Annotated in this window: 21 protein-coding genes; 11 read left to right on the forward strand and 10 right to left on the reverse strand. The window is 73.2% G+C overall.

Features of this window, described 5'->3' with window-relative positions; genetic code table 11:
* Position 1: 1 nt before the first annotated feature.
* The 6 genes from ACLQ2X_RS14915 to ACLQ2X_RS14940 form a co-directional block, all read right to left on the reverse strand.
* Positions 2 to 1,180, reverse strand: coding sequence for a MarP family serine protease (locus tag ACLQ2X_RS14915; protein WP_425681603.1), 1,179 nt, complete (start codon positions 1,178 to 1,180; stop codon positions 2 to 4).
* Between the two features lie 76 nt (positions 1,181 to 1,256).
* Positions 1,257 to 1,949 carry an NUDIX hydrolase gene (locus ACLQ2X_RS14920; RefSeq protein ID WP_425681604.1) on the reverse strand — a complete coding sequence of 231 codons (693 nt, stop codon included), beginning with the start codon at positions 1,947 to 1,949 and terminating at the stop codon, positions 1,257 to 1,259.
* Positions 1,946 to 2,551 carry a TlpA family protein disulfide reductase gene (locus ACLQ2X_RS14925; protein WP_425681605.1) on the reverse strand — a complete coding sequence of 202 codons (606 nt, stop codon included), beginning with the start codon at positions 2,549 to 2,551 and terminating at the stop codon, positions 1,946 to 1,948. The genes ACLQ2X_RS14920 and ACLQ2X_RS14925 overlap by 4 nt, the downstream gene beginning before the upstream one ends.
* Positions 2,548 to 3,327, reverse strand: a complete 780-nt coding sequence (nth, locus tag ACLQ2X_RS14930; protein WP_425681606.1) for an endonuclease III — start codon at positions 3,325 to 3,327, stop codon at positions 2,548 to 2,550. The genes ACLQ2X_RS14925 and nth overlap by 4 nt, the downstream gene beginning before the upstream one ends.
* Positions 3,328 to 3,386: 59 nt before the next feature.
* Positions 3,387 to 4,652: a CapA family protein gene (locus ACLQ2X_RS14935; protein ID WP_425681607.1), complete on the reverse strand. Its 1,266-nt coding sequence runs from the start codon at positions 4,650 to 4,652 to the stop codon at positions 3,387 to 3,389.
* 82 nt (positions 4,653 to 4,734) lie between these two features.
* Positions 4,735 to 5,397: an adenosylcobinamide amidohydrolase gene (locus ACLQ2X_RS14940; protein ID WP_425681695.1), complete on the reverse strand. Its 663-nt coding sequence runs from the start codon at positions 5,395 to 5,397 to the stop codon at positions 4,735 to 4,737.
* Positions 5,398 to 5,613: 216 nt separating this feature from the next.
* Here ACLQ2X_RS14940 and ACLQ2X_RS14945 point away from each other — a divergent pair, with 216 nt between their 5' ends.
* The gene (locus tag ACLQ2X_RS14945; RefSeq protein ID WP_007466162.1) at positions 5,614 to 6,291 is read left to right on the forward strand and encodes a Crp/Fnr family transcriptional regulator; all 678 of its coding nucleotides are present in this window, start codon (positions 5,614 to 5,616) and stop codon (positions 6,289 to 6,291) included.
* A gap of 162 nt (positions 6,292 to 6,453) precedes the next feature.
* Here ACLQ2X_RS14945 and ACLQ2X_RS14950 read toward each other — a convergent pair whose 3' ends face one another.
* Positions 6,454 to 7,449 (reverse strand): nucleoside hydrolase, encoded by a 996-nt coding sequence (locus ACLQ2X_RS14950; RefSeq protein WP_425681608.1) that lies wholly within the window; start codon positions 7,447 to 7,449, stop codon positions 6,454 to 6,456.
* Positions 7,450 to 7,590: 141 nt separating this feature from the next.
* On the opposite strand from ACLQ2X_RS14950, the gene ACLQ2X_RS14955 reads away from it, so the two are divergent.
* Positions 7,591 to 7,956, forward strand: coding sequence for a YybH family protein (locus ACLQ2X_RS14955; protein WP_425681609.1), 366 nt, complete (start codon positions 7,591 to 7,593; stop codon positions 7,954 to 7,956).
* Positions 7,957 to 7,990: 34 nt separating this feature from the next.
* Here ACLQ2X_RS14955 and ACLQ2X_RS14960 read toward each other — a convergent pair whose 3' ends face one another.
* Positions 7,991 to 8,332 (reverse strand): MmcQ/YjbR family DNA-binding protein, encoded by a 342-nt coding sequence (locus ACLQ2X_RS14960; protein WP_425681610.1) that lies wholly within the window; start codon positions 8,330 to 8,332, stop codon positions 7,991 to 7,993.
* Between the two features lie 513 nt (positions 8,333 to 8,845).
* Between ACLQ2X_RS14960 and ACLQ2X_RS14965 the strand changes: the two genes are divergently transcribed.
* From ACLQ2X_RS14965 to ACLQ2X_RS15005, 9 genes are all read left to right on the forward strand, one after another.
* Positions 8,846 to 9,589 (forward strand): metallophosphoesterase family protein, encoded by a 744-nt coding sequence (locus ACLQ2X_RS14965; protein ID WP_425681611.1) that lies wholly within the window; start codon positions 8,846 to 8,848, stop codon positions 9,587 to 9,589.
* Positions 9,590 to 9,693: 104 nt separating this feature from the next.
* Positions 9,694 to 10,305, forward strand: a complete 612-nt coding sequence (locus ACLQ2X_RS14970; protein ID WP_425681612.1) for a TetR/AcrR family transcriptional regulator — start codon at positions 9,694 to 9,696, stop codon at positions 10,303 to 10,305.
* Positions 10,306 to 10,336: 31 nt separating this feature from the next.
* On the forward strand, positions 10,337 to 11,134 hold the full coding sequence (locus tag ACLQ2X_RS14975) for a TIGR03084 family metal-binding protein (protein WP_425681613.1): 798 nt from the start codon (positions 10,337 to 10,339) through the stop codon (positions 11,132 to 11,134).
* A gap of 17 nt (positions 11,135 to 11,151) precedes the next feature.
* Complete coding sequence (locus tag ACLQ2X_RS14980; RefSeq protein WP_425681614.1) at positions 11,152 to 12,858, forward strand: acyclic terpene utilization AtuA family protein; 1,707 nt, start codon at positions 11,152 to 11,154, stop codon at positions 12,856 to 12,858.
* Positions 12,855 to 14,024: an acyl-CoA dehydrogenase family protein gene (locus ACLQ2X_RS14985; protein ID WP_425681615.1), complete on the forward strand. Its 1,170-nt coding sequence runs from the start codon at positions 12,855 to 12,857 to the stop codon at positions 14,022 to 14,024. The genes ACLQ2X_RS14980 and ACLQ2X_RS14985 overlap by 4 nt, the downstream gene beginning before the upstream one ends.
* The gene (locus tag ACLQ2X_RS14990) at positions 14,021 to 15,628 is read left to right on the forward strand and encodes an acyl-CoA carboxylase subunit beta (protein ID WP_425681616.1); all 1,608 of its coding nucleotides are present in this window, start codon (positions 14,021 to 14,023) and stop codon (positions 15,626 to 15,628) included. Before ACLQ2X_RS14985 ends, ACLQ2X_RS14990 begins: the two co-directional genes overlap by 4 nt.
* A gap of 13 nt (positions 15,629 to 15,641) precedes the next feature.
* A complete protein-coding gene (locus ACLQ2X_RS14995; RefSeq protein ID WP_425681617.1) occupies positions 15,642 to 17,660 on the forward strand; it encodes a biotin carboxylase N-terminal domain-containing protein in 2,019 nt (672 codons plus the stop codon).
* Positions 17,657 to 18,820, forward strand: a complete 1,164-nt coding sequence (locus ACLQ2X_RS15000) for an acyl-CoA dehydrogenase family protein (RefSeq protein WP_425681618.1) — start codon at positions 17,657 to 17,659, stop codon at positions 18,818 to 18,820. Before ACLQ2X_RS14995 ends, ACLQ2X_RS15000 begins: the two co-directional genes overlap by 4 nt.
* Before the next feature lie 193 nt (positions 18,821 to 19,013).
* Positions 19,014 to 19,472, forward strand: coding sequence for a hypothetical protein (locus ACLQ2X_RS15005; RefSeq protein WP_425681619.1), 459 nt, complete (start codon positions 19,014 to 19,016; stop codon positions 19,470 to 19,472).
* Here ACLQ2X_RS15005 and ACLQ2X_RS15010 read toward each other — a convergent pair.
* Positions 19,459 to 20,943 carry a serine/threonine-protein kinase gene (locus ACLQ2X_RS15010; RefSeq protein WP_425681620.1) on the reverse strand — a complete coding sequence of 495 codons (1,485 nt, stop codon included), beginning with the start codon at positions 20,941 to 20,943 and terminating at the stop codon, positions 19,459 to 19,461. The two genes, ACLQ2X_RS15005 and ACLQ2X_RS15010, sit on opposite strands and share 14 nt — an antisense overlap.
* Before the next feature lie 30 nt (positions 20,944 to 20,973).
* On the reverse strand, positions 20,974 to 21,444 hold the full coding sequence (locus ACLQ2X_RS15015; RefSeq protein WP_425681621.1) for a hypothetical protein: 471 nt from the start codon (positions 21,442 to 21,444) through the stop codon (positions 20,974 to 20,976).
* Position 21,445 lies beyond the last annotated feature (1 nt).

The following is a 21,445-nucleotide window of genomic DNA, read 5'->3' on the forward strand; positions in this document are numbered from 1 at the left end:
CTCAGGTGCAGTCGCCGGTGCCCACTCCCCGGGTACGCTCCGCGCCGGCCAGCGCCACCGGCCGCGCCTCAGCCGCGGTCACCGCGAACCCGGTGTTCGGGTCGTCCGCCGCCGCCGCGAAGATCACCCCGAGCACCAGCCCGTTCGACGAGACCAGCGGGCCGCCGGAGTTTCCGCTGCGGACCAACGCCCGGATCGTGTAAATCTCCCGGGTCACGTCGCCGGCCGAGTAGATGTCCTGACCGGGGATCCGGCCGACGTCGCGGACCCGGGCCGGCCGGGCATCGTACGGGCCGTCGAGGGGGAAACCGAGCACGATCGCGTCCGCCCCGGTGCCGGCCGCCCCGGCGGCGAACCGCATCGACGGGCCGGGCAGCCCGGGCACGTACAGCACGGCCAGGTCCCGCTTCGGGTCGTAGACCACCACCTCGCCGTCGTAGCGCTCGCCGCGCAGCTCCACCGCCACCGACCGGGTGCCCGCGACCACGTGCGCGTTCGTCATCACCCGGTCGTCGGCGTACACGAAGCCCGAGCCCTCGATCCGGCGGGAGCAGCTCGGCGCGGAACCGAGCACCTTGACCACCGACCGCTTCGCGTTCTGCACCACCTCGGAGTTGGCCAGCGCCGGATCGGGCGGGGCGACCTGACGGACGCGGGTCGGCGCGAGATCACCGAAGACGTCCGGGAAACCGTTGGTGTCGACCGTGTCCCGCAGCGCGGTGGACAGCTCCTGCGCCCGGTCCGGCAGCACCCGGTCGACGACGGTGAGCAGCGCGCTGTTGCGGACGGAGGAGGCCAGCCAGGGCACCGAGGAGGAGCCGAGCGGCACGGCCACCAGCCAGGCCACCAACATCACGGCGACCATCGAGATGAACGCCCCGCCGATGTCGTCGATCTTGCGGCCGGTCGCCCCGGTGATGGCGACCCGCAGGTTCGAGCCGAGCCACCCGGCCAGCGCCTGCCCGAGCACGGCCAGTCCGAAGATCGCCACCAGGGAGATCAGCACGCGGGTGCCGCTGGCCGCGAACTGCTCGGCGATCATCGGCCCGACCTGGAGGCCGAGCAGCGCGCCCAGGAAGAAGCCGGAGAACGACAGGGCCCCGATGACAAAACCCTGGCGGTATCCGCTGATCGCGAACACGAGCAGGAGCAGGAGCAGGACCAGATCCACGGCGGACACGCCCCCAGGGTACGGGCACCGGGCCCGCGGCCGGCTCAGCGCCCGCTGAACGTGACCTGAGGATTCCTACGGGTCATCACCGCACCGGGCTCTCGTCCGCCGCCTCGGTTCCGGCCGACGGCGCCGGGGCGTCCTCGGGCGGCAGCTCCACCACGCGGGAGTGCGGCCAGGGCCGGGACCAGCCGCCCATCTCCAGCAACCGGTCGATCACGCCGGCGGTGAAGCCCCAGACCAGCATCCCCCGCACCGAGAAGGCCGGGCCGATCCAACCGCTCGGGTGGCGTACCCGCATGCGGTTGTCCGGGTCGACCAGCTCGGCGACCGGGAGCCGCGCCACGTGCGCGACCTCGGCCGGCTCCCGCGGGTGCACCGGGTGCGGATCGTGCCACCAGGCGAGCACCGGGGTGACCACGAAGTCGCTGACCGGGATCCACAGCCGAGGCAGCTGCGCCAGCACGGTGACACTGCCGGGGTCGAGGCCGACCTCCTCGTTCGCCTCGCGCAGCGCGGTGGCGCGGGCGTCGGCGTCCTCCGGGTCGGCCGCGCCGCCGGGGAAGGCCGGCTGCCCGGCGTGGTTGCGCAGGGTCGCGGCACGTTGCAGGACCAGCACGTCCGGGCCGGCGTCGGGCTCCTCGCCGAGCAGCACCAGCACGGCGCTCTCCCGGCCGCCGCTGGCCGGCGTGACGATCCGGGTGAAGTCCTCCGCCCGCGCGGTGCCGAGCCGGTCGAGCAGCGGGTCGAACCAGCCGGGGGGCGGCCGTCGGGTCATGCCGGAATCCCGAGGTGGGTACGGACCAGCGTGGCGAGGCGGGCGTCGTCGAGCGCGCCGGTCGCGTCGATGTGCCGGATCCGTCCGTCCGCGTCGACCAGGACGGTGAGTGGGAACGCGTTGCGTTCCAGCGCGCGTTGGAACGCGTCGCCCTGGTCGAGCAGCATCGGGAAGCCCACACCGAAGTCCTCGCCGATGGACTGCGCGCCGCCGCGGCTGTCCCGCGTGTTGACCCCGAGCACCTGGAACCGGCCGTCGGCGCGCTCGCTGAGCCGCTGGAAGGCGGGCAGCTCCTTGCGGCACGGCAGGCACCAGGACGCCCACACGTTGATCACCGCCGGGCCCTTGATGTCGCGCACCTTCACCGGGGCGCCGCCGGTGAAACAGTTCAACGTCAGGTCGGGCAGCTGCTCCTTGCCGGGGCTGCCCGGCGCCGGGGACGCCGAGGCCGGCGCGACGGTCAGCGCGGCGCAGTCGGTGAACGGCGACGGGCGCTCCGCCCGGGTCGCCGACGGCCGGACGGCCGGCTCCTCGGCCGTGGCGGTGCAGCCCGCCGCGCCGAGCAGCAGCGGGACGAGCAGGTACGCGAGCCGCCGCATCACGGCACGTCCGCCGATGCGGCCTGCTGCGGCACCAGGTCGGGGTCGAGGCCGACGGCCACCGCGAGATCCCGCGCGCGGGGGCCCTTGAGCAGCTTGGCCGCAGCGGCCGGTTCGGTCGGCCCGGTCCCGTACGCGGGGCAGAGCTTGGCCAGCGTGCACGCGCCGCAGGCCGGCTTGCGGGCGTGGCAGACCCGCCGGCCGTGGAAGATGATCCGGTGCGACAGCATGGTCCAGTCGCGCTTGGGGAAGAGCGCGCCGATCGCGTGCTCGATCTTGACCGGGTCGGTCTCGGTGGTCAGCGCCCACCGCTGCACCAGCCGCTGGAAGTGCGTGTCGACGGTGATGCCGGGCACGTCGAAGGCGTTGCCGAGGATCACGTTCGCGGTCTTGCGCCCGATCCCCGGCAGGGTCACCAGGTCGGCCAGCCGGCCGGGCACCTCGCCGTCGTACCGCTCGCACAGCGCCCGACCGAGGTTGATCAGGGAGCTGGTCTTGTTGCGGTAGAAGCCGGTGGGCCGGATCAGCTCCTCCATCTCGGCGCGGTCCGCCCCGGCGTAGTCGGCGGCGGTGCGGTAGCGGGCGAACAGCTTCGGCGTGACCTCGTTGACCTTCTTGTCCGTGCACTGGGCGGACAGGATCGTCGCGACGGCCAACTCCAACGCGGAGGAGTGGTCGAGTTCGCAGTGCGCGTCGGGGTGCGTCTCGGTCAGGACCCGGCCGATGCGCCGGGCGCGGCGCGTACGGCCGAGGTCGGTCTCGGGGGTGCGCGTGGTCACGCCGGCCAGCCTACGTCGCGGGGCCGACGCGGTGACGACTCGACGCGGTCGACGTGTGTTCAGCCACCCGCCGGCGCGCTGATCTTGCCGGTTCCGTCGAGCTTCGCGCCGGTGTCCGGGAAGTCCGCCCGGGTCACCTCGCGGACCAGCCCGAGACCACGCTCCTGCGAATCCACCGACGGTCGGCCCACTCCGTTCATCACGGTGGAGGTGAAGGTGCCGTCGACGAACTTCCCCTGCGCGGTGAGCGACACCTTGAGCACCCCGCCCCACCCGAGCCGGCCGGAACTGTTCAGCGACTTGCCGCCACCGGCGAAGTTGCCCAGGCTGTAGGCGATCAGCCGCCCCTTGTAGAACTCCAGGCCCCGCAGCACGTGCGGGCCGTGCCCGATGACCAGGTCGGCGCCGGCGTCGATGACCGTCCGGGAGAAACGGATCGGGTCGCCCCGGTTCTCCCCGAAGAACATCTCGGTGCCCGGCTTGACCCGGGTCCTGTCCGCGCCCTCGGCGCCCATGTGCACCTGCACCACCACGATCTGGGCCGCCTCCTTGGCCATCTCGACGACCTGCTTGGCGGCGGCGAGGTCGACCAGGCTGTTCGACCAGGGGTACGAGGAGAAGCCCACCACGGCGACCTTGACGCCCTTGACGTCCACCACGGTGATCTCGCCGGGACCGCCGGTGTGCTTGAGCCCGTGCGCCTCCAGCGCCGACTGGGTGTTCTCGTAGCCCTGCCGACCGTAGTCGTACCCGTGGTTGTTGGCCTGGTTGAGCAGCTGGAACCCGGCCGAGCGCAGGTGCGCGGCATAGCCGGGCGGGGCCCGGAACTGATAGCAGTTCTTCGGCTTCGGGCCGCACTTGCCCGCGCCGGTGTCGTCGGTGAGCGGCTCCTCCAGGTTGCCCATCACCAGGTCGCCCTTGAGCGCCGACTTCACGTCGTCGAAGAAGCCCTTGCCGCCGTTGGGTGGCAACCGGTTCGGCGCGTTGCCCATGATCACGTCGCCGGTCGCGGTCAGCGAGATCGACGGCTCCGTCGCGCCGCCCGACGCCTTGGGCTGATCGGCCGTCGCGGGCCCGGTCGACCCGCCGCCCTGCCCCGCCTGCCAGGTCGGGTCGCCACCGCCGCCGGAGCAGCCCGCGACGGCGAGGACGGCGACGAGCGCGACGAGCGCGACGAGGCGTCGGCCGGCACGGGCCGGGCCGGCGACGGCTCGACGGGTGCGGACCGGGCCGGACCGGAGCGGGCCGGCGGAAAACTGGCCGGCCGGGTGCTGGCCGGCGGTGGCACGACGGGCGCGGAGCGCAGAACGGGCGGAAGCGTACATCGCCGGCGACGCTACCGCCCCGGCATCGCCGGGGCGAGGGCCGATCGGTCGGAAAAGCCGGCCTGTCGGAATCGTCCGCACCTCAGCCCGCCTGCCGGTCGGACCAGGGCACCACCGTTGCGGCACCACCGGCCCGGACCGCGGCGTGCACGGCACGGGCCAGCGGTGCGCCCCAGGTGGACCGGGGGCCGCCGTACGGGGCCGGCTCCCCGTCGGCCGGGCAGAGCACGGTCACCGCATCGGTCGGGGTGCCGGTGGCCGGCAGACCCAGTTCCCAGATCGCCTGCGCCTTCGCCTCGGTGACGGTGGCCACGGCGTTGACCAGGGCGGCGTCGCCGAGGCGTACCGGCACGTACCCGACGATGTTGACCGTGCCGACGCGCTGGGCCGGCCGGGCGGGCTCGGGCGCGGCGGCCCACACCGGCGTCCCCAGGCCCACGGTCGCCCAGACCCGGACGCCGCCATCCGTCCGGCGTACGACCTCGGTCACGTCCACGCCGGTCAGGAGTCCCACACCGGGACCGCCCAGGCCCAGGCCGTGGGCGAGTTCGGTCAGGTGGGCGGCCGGGTCGTCCCGGTCGTACGACATCGGCACGGTCGCGTTCACCACCCACCGGCGGATGCCGATCCCGCCGCCGAGCGGGGCGGAGCCGACCGCCAGCAGCGGCGTCTCGGCCCGCCAGGCCAGCAGCGGGATGTCCCACCCGGCTTCGGACCGGTTGGTCAGGATCGGCTCGCACAGCACGCCGGTCACCCTACGATCACTGGTGGGAACGGTTGCCTCCGGCCCGGCCGGCGGGATCTTAGTCGCTTCCCAGGTCGGGTAGGTTACGTCCAACGTTCAATCTTCCAGGGGTGCACCTCTGATTCCCGCTCATGTGCGCCTAGACTGACGGCGCGCGAGGGGATCAGCGGACGGCGGACCCGGCCGACGGACGGCACGCGTAGGCGGAGGTGCGCGATGGACGAGGTACTGGCCCGCAGCGGGATCTTCCAGGGTGTCGACCCGGAGGCTGCCGAGGCGCTCGCCAAGGAGATGGAGACGATCGAGGTCCGCAAGGGCGAGATCGTGTTCAACGAGGGCGAGCCTGGCGACAGTCTCTACATCCTCCTGTCCGGAAAGATCAAGGTCGGTCGCCGCGCGGCGGACGGCCGGCAGAACCTGATCGCCGTGATGGGCCCGTCGGACATGGTGGGCGAGCTGTCCCTGTTCGACCCCGGCCCGCGCACCGCGACGGCCACGGCGGTCACCGACACCCGCCTGGTCCGGCTGCGCAAGCAGGCGCTGCGACCGTGGCTGAACAACCGCCCGGAGATCGCCGAGCAACTGCTGCGGGTGCTGGCCCGCCGGTTGCGCCGCACCAACGACTCGCTCGCCGACCTGATCTTCACCGACGTGCCGGGACGGGTCGCGAAGAACCTGCTCCAGATGGCCGGCCGGTTCGGCACCCGCGACGGCGGCGTGCTGCGCGTGACGCACGACCTCACCCAGGAGGAGATCGCCCAGCTCGTCGGCGCCTCCCGGGAGACCGTCAACAAGGCGCTCGCCGACTTCGCCTCCCGCGGCTGGTTGCGGCTGGACGGCAAGAGCATCATCATCCTCGACCCGGAGCGCCTGGCCCGCCGCGCCCGGGTCTGACCGCCACATCCGGCCCCCGGCCCGGCCCGCCTCCGCGCGGCCGGGCCGGCGCCGTCTCCGCGCGGCCGGATCGCCTTCCGACATCCAATGGGCTTCGCCGGGTGGACGCGCCGACATTGTGCGGAGGACGCACCACGGTCGCTGTCGCGGGGTGGGCGACAGTCAGCGGTGAGGGCGGCGGTTGACGTAGGCGTCGATCTGCCTGGTCAGCCTTGCGGGGTCGGTGAGGACCAGATAGCGCTGGCGGTGACCGCCGGGTTGCCAGCGGTTCAGGCCATCGGCGGTGACTGTGTTGTGCCCACCCGCGCCCGCGTCCCGCAGGGTGCCGGTGGGGCCGTGGATGGCGTAGTGGACGGCCGCCGGATCCCAGGTGCCGTCCCGCTGGTCGGCTCCGCAGCCGTACAGCAGGTCGAAGACGGCGCGGACCGGGCTGTCCCGACGGTGGGCGGCGCAGACGCCGTTGCCGACGAAGACCTTCGCGCCGACTTCGAAGCCGTCGTAGACGACGCGGCCCGGCCAGCCGTCCACGACCCGGCGGGTGGCGTCGAGGTCGAGGCCGAAGTTCCACTCCGGCGCGGTGGCCCGCGGGTATTCGCCGCCCATGACGACCGTCCGGGCGACCTTGCGCGCGACCAGTTCGCGGTCGGTGCGCAGGAGTCGGGAAAGGTTGGTGAGAGCGCCGATGGCGACGATGGTGACACTGTGGTCGGGCTGGGCGGCGAGCAGCCGCCGGTACAGGGTGACGGCGTCGACGGCGCGACCGCTGTGCGGCCACCGCTCGGCCAGCAACCGGCTGTACGCCTCGGGCACCTGCGGCGCACCGACCGGGGCACCGACGGGCAGGTCGGGTCGGCCGTACCAGGTGTTCAGCGCGTCGATCGCGGGGGCGTTCCACCGGTTGTCCACATCGGTCATCACGCCGAGCAGCCGCACCTGCCCGGCGTCGGCGGCGGCATGGGCGGCGGCGAGGGCTGCCACGTCGTCCCACCACTGACCGAAGTCGGTGTCGATGATGACGCGCGGGGTGGAGTGGGTGGCCTGGGCCGGTGCGGGCCAGGCGACGAGACCCGCGGCGAACGTGACCAGAACGGACATGGCGGCAAGTGCGCGCAACCACGGCCGCCGATCGGGGCGGATTTCGTCGGATGCCTTGGCCACGTCGCTGACGCTAACCCCTCGGCGGTGACGCCACCAGCCCGCTCGCGCAGCCGGTGGTGGTGACCGGCGGCTGTTTCTCAGGTGCGGTGGTTCCGCCTGGCGTGCCATGCTGTCGGCTCACCGACGAAAGAGGCATCGAACGTGCAGTTCACCGAGGCCGTAGACCACCATCTCGCCGCCGTCACCGGGCGGGATCTGCAGGGCTACCGCCCCACACTCCACCCGGACGTCTCGCTGATCACCTTGGGCGGCAAGCTGATCGCCGGGCGCGACGCGGTGCTCGACCTGCACCATGCCTGGTTCGGCGACCCCGACTGGAGCTGGAAGCTGACGCCGCTGCGGAGCACCGTCGCCGGGGACACCGGGGTGGCGGTGTTTGCGGTGGCCTATCAGGACCTCGACGCCGACGGTGCCCCGTACGAGCTGGCGTACCTGCTCAGCCTGACCTTCGTACGGGTGGACGGCACCTGGCTGCTGCTGCACGACCAGAACACCCGGTCGAGCTGACGCAGCCCGTCCGGTAACGATCGCGTGGCCCCGGTCAGCTGCCGAGTCGCTGCCGAGCGAGGAACTTGGGCACGACCATGCGCCATGCCTCCACCACCAGCTCGGTCATGTACCCGTGGTCGAGCCGGCCGACGTGGCAGCACACCCAGTTGAAGCGCTGGTCGGACACACAGGGCAGGAAGAACAGGTGCGGCTCGTCGGCGATGAGCCCGTCGCGCTGCTCCTTCGGATAGCCGAAGCCCATCGTTGTCTCATCGCGGGAGAACGCGACGTACACGAGGGAACCGACCCGGAACTTGACGCGGTCCCGGATCAGGTGCTCGCTACTTCGCGGCAGTGTCCGTGCCAACGCCCGGACGTCAGCCACACTGACCATGCCCCGACCATACGCACCGTCGTCCCTCCGAGGCCGACCGGCAGGCGGTGACCGCGTCCGGTCAGGGGATCGTGGTGGATGACGTGGCTGTCCATCAATGGTGCCATGACGTCGGTACGCGCCCAGCGGGTGAGAAGAGCGGACGGTCACGCGCGCGGTCCCGTGGAGCGGCGCCTGATGGAGTCCGTCGCCCGCGCGGCCGGCGTCACCGCCGTGTTGGCTGCACCTGCTGCGCGAGCACACCCCCCCGCTACGCCGCCCAGCCCTACCAGCACCTCGCCGCCGCCTACCGTGCGGCCGGCCACGACCACGACGCCCGCACCAGGTCTGACCTCCACATCCGGCCCCGGCCCGCCTCCGCGCGGCCGGGCCGGCGCCGTTCCCGTCCGTCGCCGGGCCGGGCCGGTGCCGTTTCGTCCGTCGCCCGGCCGGGCGGTCCGTCGTCGGGCCGGGCCGCTCTGCCCGGCGCAGAATCGCTTGCCTCCGTCCCGGCCCCACGGGCAGGCTCGGACGATGCCCGAACGCGTCGCCGTACTCTCCGACATCCACGGTGTGCTGCCCGCGCTGGAGGCCGTCCTGGCCGAGCCGGACGTGGCCACCGCCGACCTGATCGTCCTCACCGGTGACCTCGCGGCCGGCCCGCAACCGGTCGAGGTGCTGGACCGGCTCGCCACGCTCGGCGACCGGGCACGCTGGGTCGGCGGCAACGCCGATCGGGAACTCGTCGAGGCACGGGCCGGGAAGCCGTCTCCGATCGCGGAGTCGAACTGGGCCGCCGCGCAACTCCGCGACGACCAGGTGGCCCGGCTGGCCGCGCTGCCGCCGTACGTCACGCTGCCGGTCACCGGCCTGGGCGAGGTGCTGTTCTGCCACGCCACACCCCGCGACGACGAGGAGGTCGTGCTGGTCGACTCGCGGCTCGACCGCTGGGCGGAGGTCTTCGCCGGGCTGCCGACCGAGGTCGGCACCGTGGTCTGCGGGCACACCCACATGCCGTTCACCCGGCTCGTCGACCGCCGCCTGGTGGTCAATCCGGGCAGCGTCGGCATGCCGTACGGGGGCACGGGCGCGTGGTGGGCGCTGCTCGGGCCGGGCGTGCAGTTGCGCCGGACGCGGTTCGACGTGGACGCCGCGTGCGCCCGCGTCGCCGCCGAGTCCACCTTCCCGGACGCGGCGGCCTGGGCCGACGAGTACGTCCGCTCCCGCCACTCCGACGCCGACGCCCTCACCGCCTTCGCCCCGCGCGACGGGCGCTGACTGTCAACAAGGGGCCCTTCCTCTACCGGATGCGTTAAGAAGGGGCCCCTCCTTAAAAAAAAGTCAGGCTTGACTGTTTGTTTTTGGGCAGGCAGACTGGGCGCGTGGCGAGCCGGGTACCGCAGCAGGAGCGCAGCCGCGCCACTCAGGCGCGGCTGCTGGAGGCGACCGTCGAGTGCCTGGTGGAGCACGGCTGGTCCGGCACCACCACCACTGTGGTGGCGGCCCGCGCCGGGGTCTCCCGAGGCGCCCAGTTGCACCACTACCCCACCAAGGCGGCCCTGGTCACCGCCGCCGTCACGCACCTGACCGAGCGCCGGGCGGCGGAGCTGCGCGCCGAGGCGGCGGCCCTGCCGGCCGGTCCCCGGCGGCTGGACGGGGTGGTCGACCTGCTCGCCGCCTCCTTCACCGGCCCGCTGTTCGTGGCCGCGTTGGAGTTGTGGGTGGCCGCCCGCACCGACGCCGAGCTGCGGGCCGCGCTGGTGCCGCTGGAGGCACGGATCGGCCGCGAGATGTACCGGCTCACCGTGGAGCTGCTCGGCGTGGACGAACGCAATCCGGGCGTGCGCGAGTCGGTGCAGGCCACCCTCGACCTGCTCCGTGGCCTCGGCGTGGCCAACCTGCTCAGCGACGACTCACCCCGCCGTGCCGCCCTGCTGCACACCTGGAAGCGCCAGCTCGCCGCGCTGCTCACCCCCGACAGCGAGCGGCACTGATCCCTGACGGCCCACCCCGCCCGGAGGCACCATGGTCGACCTGACAGCACTGCTCGCGGACCTGGCCGCCGAGTCCGAACAGCTCGACTCGCTCGTGGCGGACCGGCCGCCGCGGGACTGGGAGCGCCCGACGCCGGCCCCGGGCTGGACCGTCGCGCACCAGGTGGCCCACCTGGCCTGGACCGACCACGTCGCCTACCTGGCGGCCACCGACGCCTCGGCGTTCTACGCCTCGGTGACCAGCGCGCCGGACCCGTCGCGCCTGGTCGAAGACGGCGCCGAGTCCTTCCTCGCGCCACCGCCGGCGCTGCTGGCCCGCTGGCGCGCCGGCCGGTCGGCGCTCGCCGGGACCCTCGCCACCATCCCGGCCGGGCAGAAGATCCCGTGGTACGGCACCAGCATGTCCGCCACGTCGATGGCCACCGCCCGGTTGATGGAGACGTGGGCGCACGGCGAGGACGTGGCCGAGGCGCTCGGCGTCCGGCGTACCCCGACCGAGCGCCTGCGGCACGTCGCGCACCTCGGCGTCCGTACCCTCGGGCACGGCTTCGCGGCCCACGGCCGCCCGGTGCCCACCACGCCGGTGCGGGTCGAACTGACGGCGCCCACCGGCGGTGACGTGTGGGAGTTCGGGCCGACCGACGCGGCCGACCGGGTGACCGGGCCGGCACTGGACTTCTGCCTGCTGGTCACCCAGCGCCGGCACCGCGACGACCTGGCGCTGGTGGCGACCGGGCCGGTGGCCGACGAGTGGTTGGACGTGGCCCAGGCGTTCGCCGGGCCGCCCGGCGGCAAGCGCGGGCCGTCGGGTCCGGAGGGGTCCGCGTGAGCGCGCACAGTGAGCTCGTGGGCCCCGCAGCCGCGACGGGAGCGGACACGGGCGTGCTGCGCGTCGGCAACGCGTCCGGCTTCTACGGCGACCGGTTCAGCGCCTGGCGGGAGATGCTCGACGGCGGTGAGCTGGACGTGCTGACCGGCGACTACCTGGCCGAGCTGACCATGCTGATCCTCGGCCGGGACCGGATGCGCGACCCGTCGCGGGGTTACGCGAAGACGTTCCTGCGCCAGTTGGAGGGTGTGCTCGGCACCGCACTCGAACGCGGCGTCACACTCGTCACCAACGCCGGCGGCCTCAACCCGGCCGGCCTGGCCGACGAGATCCGCTCCGTCGCCGACCGGCTCGGCCTCCAGGTGCGGGTCGGGCACGTCGAGGGCGACGCGCTCCAGCGCCCGGACGCGTTGACCGCGAACGCCTACCTGGGGGCGTTCGGGATCGCCGCCTGCCTCGACGCGGGTGCGGACGTGGTGGTCACCGGGCGGGTCACCGACGCCTCACTCGTGGTCGGCCCGGCCGTCGCCCGGTTCGGCTGGACCCGCGACGACCTGGACGCGCTGGCCGGGGCGACCGTGGCCGGGCACCTGATCGAGTGCGGGGCGCAGGTCACCGGCGGCAACTTCAGCTTCTTCACCGAACTGCCCGACGGTGGGCACCGGCCCGGCTTCCCGATCGCCGAGCTGCACCGGGACGGCTCGTCGGTGCTCACCAAGCACCCCGGCACGGGTGGCGCGGTCACCGTGGAGACGGTCACCGCCCAACTGCTGTACGAGGTGGGTGGACCGGACTACCTCGGGCCGGACGTGGTGACCCGGCTGGACACGGTGCGGCTGGAGCAGGAGGGCCCGGACCGGGTACGCGTGTCCGGGGTGCGCGGCACGCCCCCGCCGGACACGCTCAAGGTGGGCGTCAACAACCTGGGCGGCTTCCGCAACTCGATGACGTTCGTGCTGTGCGGGCTGGACATCCCGGCCAAAGCGGCCCTGGTCCGCGGCCAGATCGAGGAGTCGGTGGGCACCGAAGGACTGGAGTTCACACTGGCCCGCACCGACCACCCGGACACCGGCGACACCGAGGCGGCGAGCGCGCTGCTGCACGTACACGTGCGTGACGGCGACATGTCGCGGGCTGGGCGGGCGTTCTCGGCGGCGGCGGTGGAGTTGGCGCTGGCCTCCTACCCGGGTTGCACGCTGACCACACTGCCCGGCGACGCGACGCCGTACGGCGTGTTCACCTCCGACGCGGTTCCGCAGGACGCGGTCGAGCACGTCGCGGTGCTCCCGTCCGGCGAGCGCGTGCCGATCCCGCCGCCGACGGTGACGAGCGGTTTGCAGGGGGCCCCTGTACAACACGAGGCGTTAACGGGGGGCCCTTCCTCACCCGCCACCCGGCGGGGGCCGCTGGGCGAGCTGGTCGGCGCGCGGTCGGGTGACAAGGGCGGCGACGCCAACCTGGGCGTCTGGGCGCGTACCGACGCGACCTGGCCCTGGCTGCGCGACTGGCTGACCGTGGAGCGGTTGGCCGAACTGCTGCCGGAGACCGCCCCGCTGACGGTCGCGCGGTACGAGCTGCCGAACCTGCGCGCGGTCAACTTCGTGATCCGGGGACTGCTCGGGCAGGGCGTGGCCGCCTCCACCCGGTTCGACCCGCAGGCCAAGGCGCTCGGCGAGCTGTTGCGCTCGCGGGTCGTCGACCTTCCGACGGAGGCACCCGCATGAGCATCCTGGACACGCCGGAACGCCGGCAGCTGCGCGAACTGACCCGCTCCTTCGTCACCCGGGAGGTGCTGCCGCACCTGTCCGACTGGGAGCGGGCCGGCGAGCTGCCCCGGTCGCTGCACGAGACCGCCGCGAAGATCGGCCTGCTCGGCATCGGCTTCCCGGAGTCGGTCGGCGGCAGCGGCGGTGACCTGCTCGACTCGATGGTGGTCACCGAGGAGATCATCCGCTCGGGCGGCTCGTCCGGGTTGTTCGCCGCGCTGTTCACGCACGGCATCGCGCTGCCGCACATCGTCGCCGCTTGCGGCGACGACGGAGGCTCAGGCGGAGGCGGTCCGCAGCATCTCATCGAGAGGTACGTCCGCCCGACGCTGGCCGGGACGATGCTCGGCGCGCTGGCGATCACCGAGCCGGACGGCGGCTCGGACGTGGCGGGCATCCGCACCTGTGCGGTCCGCGACGGCGACCACTACGTGGTGAACGGGTCCAAGACGTACATCACCAGCGGGGTCCGCGCCGACTTCGTCACCACGGCGGTCTGCACCGACTTCCCCGGTTCGAGCTCGCTCATCCTGCTCGTGATCGACAAGGGGTCGCCCGGGTTCACCGTCGGCCGCAAGCTGGAGAAGCTGGGCTGGCACTGCTCGGACACCGCCGAGCTGTCCTTCGTCGACGTGCGGGTGCCGGTGGGCAACCGGGTCGGCCCGGAGGACAGCGGCTTCCTCGCCATCATGCAGCAGTTCGCCAACGAGCGGATCTCGCTCGCCACCCAGGCGTACGCGACCGCGCAACGCTGCGTGGACCTGACCGTGCAGTGGTGCCGGGACCGCCAGACGTTCGGCCGCCCGCTCGTCGGCCGCCAGGTCGTCCGGCACCGGCTGGCCGAGATGCACTCGCGCACCGAGGCAGCCCGGGCGTACGTGCACGAGGTCGCCGAGCGGGTCGCCGCCGGGCAGCCGGTGGTGACCGAGGTGGCGATCGCCAAGAACGTGGCGGTGTCGGCGTGCGACTTCGTGGTCGACGCCGCGCTGCAACTGCACGGTGGCTTCGGCTACATGCGCGACGCCGAGGTGGAGCGGCACTACCGCGACGCCCGGCTGCTCGGCATCGGCGGCGGCGCCACCGAGATCATGAACGAGATCATCGCGAAGGGCATGGGCCTGTGAGTACGACCGTCTTGCAGAGTGCGATCGACCCGTCCGCGCCGGCGTTCACCGCGAACCGGGAGGCGCTGCTGGAGCGCCTGGCCGAGCTGGACGCGGCGCTCGACCAGGCGCGCGGCGGTGGTGGTGAGAAGTACGTGACCCGCCACCACGGGCGCGGCAAGCTGCTCCCCCGGGAGCGGATCGAGTTGCTGCTCGACCCGGACAGCCCGTTCCTGGAGTTGTCGTCGCTTGCCGCGTACGGCACGGACTTCCCGGTGGGCGCCAGCACCGTGGTCGGCATCGGCGTGGTCGAGGGCGTGGAGTGCCTGATCGTGGCGAACGACCCGACGGTACGCGGCGGCGCGATCAACCCGTGGTCGCTGGCGAAGACCCGGCGGGCCGGTGAGATCGCGGCGGCCAACCGGCTGCCGATGGTGAACCTGGTCGAGTCCGCCGGCGCGGACCTGCCGACCCAGGCGGAGATCTTCATCCCGGGTGGCCGGGTGTTCCGGGACCTGACCCGGCTCTCCGCGGCGCGCATCCCGACGGTGAGCGTGGTCTTCGGCAACGCCACCGCCGGCGGCGCGTACGTGCCGGGCATGTCGGACTTCACCATCATGATCCGGGACCGTTCGCAGGTGTACCTGGCCGGGCCGCCACTGGTGAAGATGGCCACCGGCGAGGTCACCGACGACGAGTCGCTGGGCGGGGCGGCGATGCACGCCACCACGAGCGGTCTGGCCGACTTCCTGGCCGAGGACGAACGCGACGGCATCCGGCTGGCCCGGCAGTGTGTGCGCCGGCTCAACTGGCGCAAGCACGGTCCGCCGCCGCGCAACCCGTCCCCGCTGCCACCCCGGTACGACCCGGAGGAACTGCTCGGCATCGCCAGCGCCGACCTGAAGGTGCCGTTCGACCCGCGTGAGGTGCTGGCCCGGGTGCTCGACGACAGCGCGTTCGACGAGTTCAAGCCCGGTTACGGCAGCGCGCTGGTAACCGGCTGGGGTGAGCTGCACGGCTGGCCGGTCGGCGTGCTGGCGAACGCCCGGGGTGTGCTGTTCAGCGAGGAGGCGCAGAAGGCGGCCCAGTTCATCCAGCTCGCCAACGCGGCGGACACGCCGCTCGTCTTCCTCCAGAACACCACCGGCTACATGGTCGGCACCGAGTACGAGCAGCGCGGCATCATCAAGCACGGCGCCTTCATGATCAACGCGGTGTCGAACTCGACGGTGCCCCACCTGACGGTGAACCTGGGCGCGTCCTACGGTGCCGGCAACTACGGCATGTGCGGCCGGGCGTACGACCCGCGGTTCCTGTTCACCTGGCCGAACGCGAAGTCGGCGGTGATGGGGCCGGCGCAGCTCGCCGGCGTGCTGTCCATCGTGGCCCGGCAGGCCGCCGCCGCCCGGGGCCGGGAGTACGACGAGGACACCGACGCCGCCATGCGGATGATGGTCGAACAGCAGATCGAGTCGCAGTCGGGTGCGCTGTTCCTGTCCGGGCGGCTCTACGACGACGGGGTGATCGATCCCCGGGACACCCGTACCGTCCTCGGGCTCTGCCTGTCGGCGATCCACAACGGACCCGTGAAGGGCGCCGATGCTTTCGGCGTCTTCCGGATGTAGGGGGCTGGGGAATATGATCAATACCCTTCTCGTGGCGAACCGGGGGGAGATCGCCCGCCGGGTGTTCGCCACCTGCCGCACCCTCGGTGTGGCCACGGTCGCTGTCCACTCCGACGCGGACGCGGACGCGCCGTTCGTCGCCGACGCCGACCAGGCGGTGCGGCTGCCCGGGAACACGCCGGCCGAGACGTACCTGCGGATCGAGGCGATCCTGGACGCGGCCCGGCGCTCCGGCGCGGACGCGGTCCATCCCGGGTACGGCTTCCTGGCCGAGAACGCCGACTTCGCGGCGGCGGTGACCGACGCGGGCCTGACCTGGGTGGGTCCGTCGGCGAAGGCCATCGCGGCCATGGGCGACAAGATGGCCGCGAAGGCGCTGCTCGCCGACGCGGGCGTGCCGATGCTGCCCACCTGGACCGACCCGGCCGAGGTCACCGACTTCCCGGTGCTGGTCAAGGCCTCGGCGGGCGGCGGCGGTCGGGGTATGCGGATCGTCCGGGACGCGGCCGGCTTGGCCGAGGCGGTCGCGGGTGCGGGCCGTGAGGCGGCGGCGGCGTTCGGCGACGGCACGGTCTTCATCGAGCGGTACGTGGAGCGGGGCCGCCACGTCGAGGTGCAGATCTTCGGTGACGCGCACGGCACGGTGGTGGCGCTCGGGGTGCGTGACTGCTCGATCCAGCGCCGGCACCAGAAGATCGTCGAGGAGGCGCCGGGGGTGCTGCCCGACGAGGTACGCCAGCGGCTGCACGAGGCGGCGGTCGCGGCGGGGCGGGCGGTCGACTACGTCGGTGCGGGGACCGTGGAGTTCCTGTTGGCGCCGGACGGGCAGGTGCACTTCCTGGAGATGAACACCCGCCTCCAGGTGGAGCACCCGGTGACCGAGGCGACCACGGGGCTGGACCTGGTCCGGCTGCAACTGCTCGTCGCCGAGGGTGAGCCGCTGCCGGTGACCACGACGCCGGCCGCCGACGGGCACGCCATCGAGGTGCGACTGTGCGCCGAGGAGCCGACCCAGGGTTTCCGCCCGGCCACCGGCACGCTGCACCGGTTCGCGGTTCCCGGCGTGAGCGCCGAGTTCGGGCCGGTGCGCGGGCTGCGGCTGGACTCGGGCGTGGTGGACGGCTCGACGGTGAGCGTGCACTACGACTCGATGCTGGCGAAGCTGGTCGCCTGGGCGCCCACCCGGACCGAGGCGGCCCGGGCGCTGGCCGGTGCGCTGGCCCGGGCCGAGTTGCACGGCGTGGCCACGAACCGGGACCTGCTGGTGCGTGTGCTGCGCAGCCCGGAGTTCGCCGCCGTCGATCTGGACACCGGCTTCCTGGACCGGCATCCCGAGGTGTTCGCGCCGCTGCTGCCGGCCGCACAGCGTCCGGTGGTGGCGTTGGCGGCGGCGTTGGCAGGTGCCGCCGCGCGTCGGGCCGCCGCCCCGGTGCTGGCGGGGTTGCCGTCGGGCTGGCGCAACGTGCCGGCCGTCCCGCAGGTCACCCGGTTCGCCGCCGCCGACGGCGAGGAGGTCGAGGTCCACTACCGCCTCGACCGCACCGGCGCGCTCGCCGAGTGGGAAAGCAGGGGCGCCTTCCTTACGCCCGCGGCGGAGGACGGGATCCCCGATAACAGCAGCGAGGCGCCACAGGTGGAACTGGTGTCGGCCACCCCGGAGCGGGTGGTGCTCGACGTGGCCGGGGTACGGCGGGTGTTCCGCGTACACCGGGCGGGGTCGTCGGTCTTCGTGGACGGGCCGGACGGGGCGGCGAGCCTCACCGAGCTGCCCCGCCTCCCACTGCCCACCGCGGAGTTGGCGGCCGGGTCGCTGCTCGCGCCGCTGCCCGGCGCGGTGACCCGGGTGCACGTCGAGGTCGGCCAGCGGGTCGCCGCCGGTGACCTGTTGCTGACGCTGGAAGCGATGAAGCTCGAACATCCCGTGCTCGCCCCCGCCGACGGGGTGGTGGCCGAACTTCCGGTGCCGGCCGGCGGCCAGGTCGAGACGGGTGCCGTACTGGCCGTGGTGGACCCCGAGGAGGACCCCCAGTGAACGTCGATCTCACCCCCGAGCAGGACCAGCTCCGCGACGCCGTGCGCGCGCTGGGCCGCAAGTACGGCCACGAGTACTTCGTCCGCAAGGCCAAGGCCGGCGAGCACACCACCGAGCTGTGGCACGAGGCCGGACGCCTCGGCTACCTGGGCGTGAACATCCCCACCGAGTACGGCGGCGGGGGCGGCGGCATCACCGAGCTGGCGCTGGTGTGCGAGGAGCTGGCCGCGACGGGCTGTCCGCTGCTGCTGCTCGTGGTCTCCCCCGCCATCGCCGCCACGATCATCCACAAGCACGGCACGGAGGAGCAGCGCAAGCGGCACCTGCCGGGTCTCGCCGACGGCTCCCAGAAGATCGTCTTCGCGATCACCGAACCGGACGCCGGTTCGAACTTCCACCGCCTCGCCACGGTGGCCCGCCGCGACGGCGACGACTGGCTGCTCACCGGCCGCAAGGTCTACATCTCCGGCGTCGACGAGGCCGGGCACGTGCTGGTGGTGGCCCGCACCGAGGACGCCGCGACCGGCAAGCTGAAGCCGGCACTGTTCCTCGTGCCGACCGACGCCCCCGGCTTGGAGAAGACCAAGCTGGAGATGGAGATCCTGTCCCCGGAGAACCAGTTCATGCTCTTCCTGGACGACGTCCGGGTGCCCGCCGACGCGCTGGTGGGCGAGTCGCTGGACGCCGGCCTGCCGGCGCTGTTCGCCGGGCTCAACCCGGAGCGCATCACGGTCGCCGCGATGGGCGCCGGCACCGGCCGGTACGCGATCGAGAAGGCGTCCGACTACACCTCCAGCCGCAAGGTGTGGGGTGGCCGTTCGATCGGCACGCACCAGGGCGTGGCGCATCCGCTGGCGCACGCGGCCATCCAGGTCGAACTGGCCCGGCTGATGATCCAGAAGGCGGCGACGCTCTACGACGCCGGCCGGGACCTGGAGGCCGGCGTGGCCGGCAACATGGCCAAGTACGCCGCCGGGGAGGCCGCCGCGCTGGCCGTGGACACCGCCGTCCAGGCGCTCGGCGGAGCCGGCATGACCACCGAGTACGGCGTGGCGACGCTGCTCGGTGCGGCACGCGCCGGCCGGATCGCCCCGGTCAGCCGGGAGATGATCCTCAACTTCGTGGCCCAGCACGTCCTCGGCCAGGACAAGTCGTACTGACCGGGCGGCCCGTTCGGGCGGCGGGTGGGACGCCATGGGTGGCTCAGCAGGCCGGAGGCACCTATGGCGTTCCACCGACCCGGGCCGCCTCGGGGCGTTCCACCGGGCCGGGCCGCCTCGGGGCGGGCCGTGGTGACGGGAAGCCGTCCGACCCGGCGGTTGACAGGCCGGCGCGCTCGGCCATGCTTGTCCTGTGAGTTCGTTCCCGAAGCCCGATGCGCGGGCGAAGGCCGTCGTCGCGTCCGTGGCGACGGTGGCGGCGGTGGTGACGCTGGCCGTGTGGCGCCCGTCCGGCATCCTTTCGGTCGTGCTGGCCCTGGCCTGCGTCCTGCTCGCGATGGTCGCCGGGGTGACGATCACCGCCGCCCGCCAGGACGGTGGCCCGGTCCCCACACCGGCCGAGGGCGGATCGTCTCTCCACCTCGGCTACGGGGTGGACGCCGACACCCTGCAGGCGATCGACCCGCGGGCGGTGCGGCACCTGCGCACTCCCGGTGGTCACCCGGCCGACGCGGACACGCTGGAGGCGCTCGACCCCCGGGCGGTACGCCGTCTGCGCGCACCCGGGGCGGTGGACGCCGACACGCTGGAGACGCTCGACCCGAGATCGGTGCGGGAGCACCGCGCGGTGAACGGGCTCAGCGACCGGTGAGGGTGGGACCGGCGAGCGCGTTCACACCCTTGCCGGCCAGGCAGCGGTAGGTCCGGTCGGTCTCGGACACGTTCGGCGGCAACACTTCGAGATTCCACCCGGTGCTCGGCTCGACGCCACTGACCCGCCGGAACGTCTCCACGTTGCATACCTTGCCCACCGCCGGGTCCGCGGCGACCGCGTCGTGCCGGGCCCCGGCGAGCGCGGCCGGCAGGTGCCCCGCGGCGTACGTCTCCCAGGTGTGCTGCCCGTCGCACGGCACCCGGCTCGCCTCGGCCCGGTCGCGGCGCAACCGCACCGGCCCGTAACACTCCAACTCGGACGCGCAGAGCGCCCCGGCGGGCAGGCCCACGTCGGCGGACGCGCAGCCGGGCAGCGGCGCCCCGGCGACGCTGCTGACGGCCGGGCCCGGCGGGACCACCGGCTGCGGGCCGCCGGCCAGCCAGGCGCCCGCGCCGGCCGAGGCGGCCATCGCGAGCGCCCCGGCGCCGCCGAGGAACCAGCGCTTCGGCCAGCGCCGGCCGCGGGCGGCCACGGTCGGGTGGTCGTCCTCGGCGGCCGGGCGAGGGCTCGGCCCGCCGGTACGCCCGAAGCGTTCGCCGGTGCCGCGCGCTCCGTACGACCCGTCGCCCGACGGGGTGCCGTGGCTCAGCGGCAGCGCGGCGAGCAGACCGCGCAGTTCGACGGCGGAGGGCCGCTCCCCGGGATCGTTCGACATGCCCAGCCGGAGCACGTCGATCATCTCGTCCGGTACGCCCGGCAGGCCGGGGATCGGCTGGTGGAACATCTCCAGCACGGTGATCAGGCTGGGGTTGCGTTCGGACTGCCAGCGGGGCGGGCGGCCGTACATCACCGCGTAGAGCGTGGCGCAGAGCGAGTACACGTCGACGGCGGGACTCGGCGGGCTGTGGTTGAACGTCTCCGGTGGGGCGTACGCCGGGGTGAGCGCCTCCAGCATGACCGAGGAGTCGCGGAACTCGGCCAGCACCGCCAGTCCGAAGTCGGCGAGCACCGCCGAGTTGAACTCCGAGTGCAGGATGTTCGCCGGCTTGACGTCGCGGTGCAGCACCCCGGCCGCGTGCGAGTGCACCAACGCGTCGGCGATCTTCACGCCCAGGTCGCGGGTCTCCTCCGGACCGAGCGGCGAGTGACGCATCCGCTCGGCGTACGAGCCGTCGCAGAGCTCCATGATGAGGTAGGGGTGCTGGTCGACGGTGACTCCGACGTCGAAGAGGTCCACCACGTGCGGGTGCGACGACATCCGCCCGGCCGCGCGGGCCTCGCGCAGGAACCGGGCCTGGTCGCGTTCGCTGTCCAGGGTCCGGTTCTCGACCTTGACCGCGACCTCGCGGCCGACCGAGATTTGGGTGGCGCGGTAGATGGTGGCGTAACCGCCCCGGGCAAAGACCTGCAGATCGGTCAGACCAGGCACGACGGGCAGCCGGATGGCACCGGGCGGGGTCTCGGTCACGGTTCGAAAATACCCAACATTGCCGGCCGGTCAGCCGGCCGCGTCGGCGGCCGGCACCGGGGCGGAGGTCTCCGGCCCGGTGGACGTGAGCGCACCGGGTGTCGCCCGACGCCCGTCCCACCACAGGCCGACGGCGGTCGCGACGGCACCCAACCCCTCCCACAGGGCCACCCCGAAGAAGCGGTCGGGCGCGACGTCGGAGAGCACGGCGATCGTGAAGACGGCGAAGGTGGCAAGCCGGAACCAGACGGTGAACCGGTAGAACGGCCGCCACTCGGTGGCGACCGCCAGCAGGTAGTAGACCCCCATGTTGAACGCGGCCATCGAGGACGCGGTGAGGAACGTACCGGTGTAGTCACCCGCGGCGCGCTCGGCCGGCACCTCGAGCCCGAGCAGGCGCAGCTGCGTCTCCGGCCAGATCAGGCCCAGCGCGCCGAGCAGCAGCGCCAGGACCCCGAACACCGCGACCGTCCAGCCGGCGCCGGAACGTGGCAGCCTCATC

This window comes from Micromonospora sp. DT31 (genome assembly GCF_049841795.1).
Lineage (GTDB): Bacteria > Actinomycetota > Actinomycetes > Mycobacteriales > Micromonosporaceae > Micromonospora.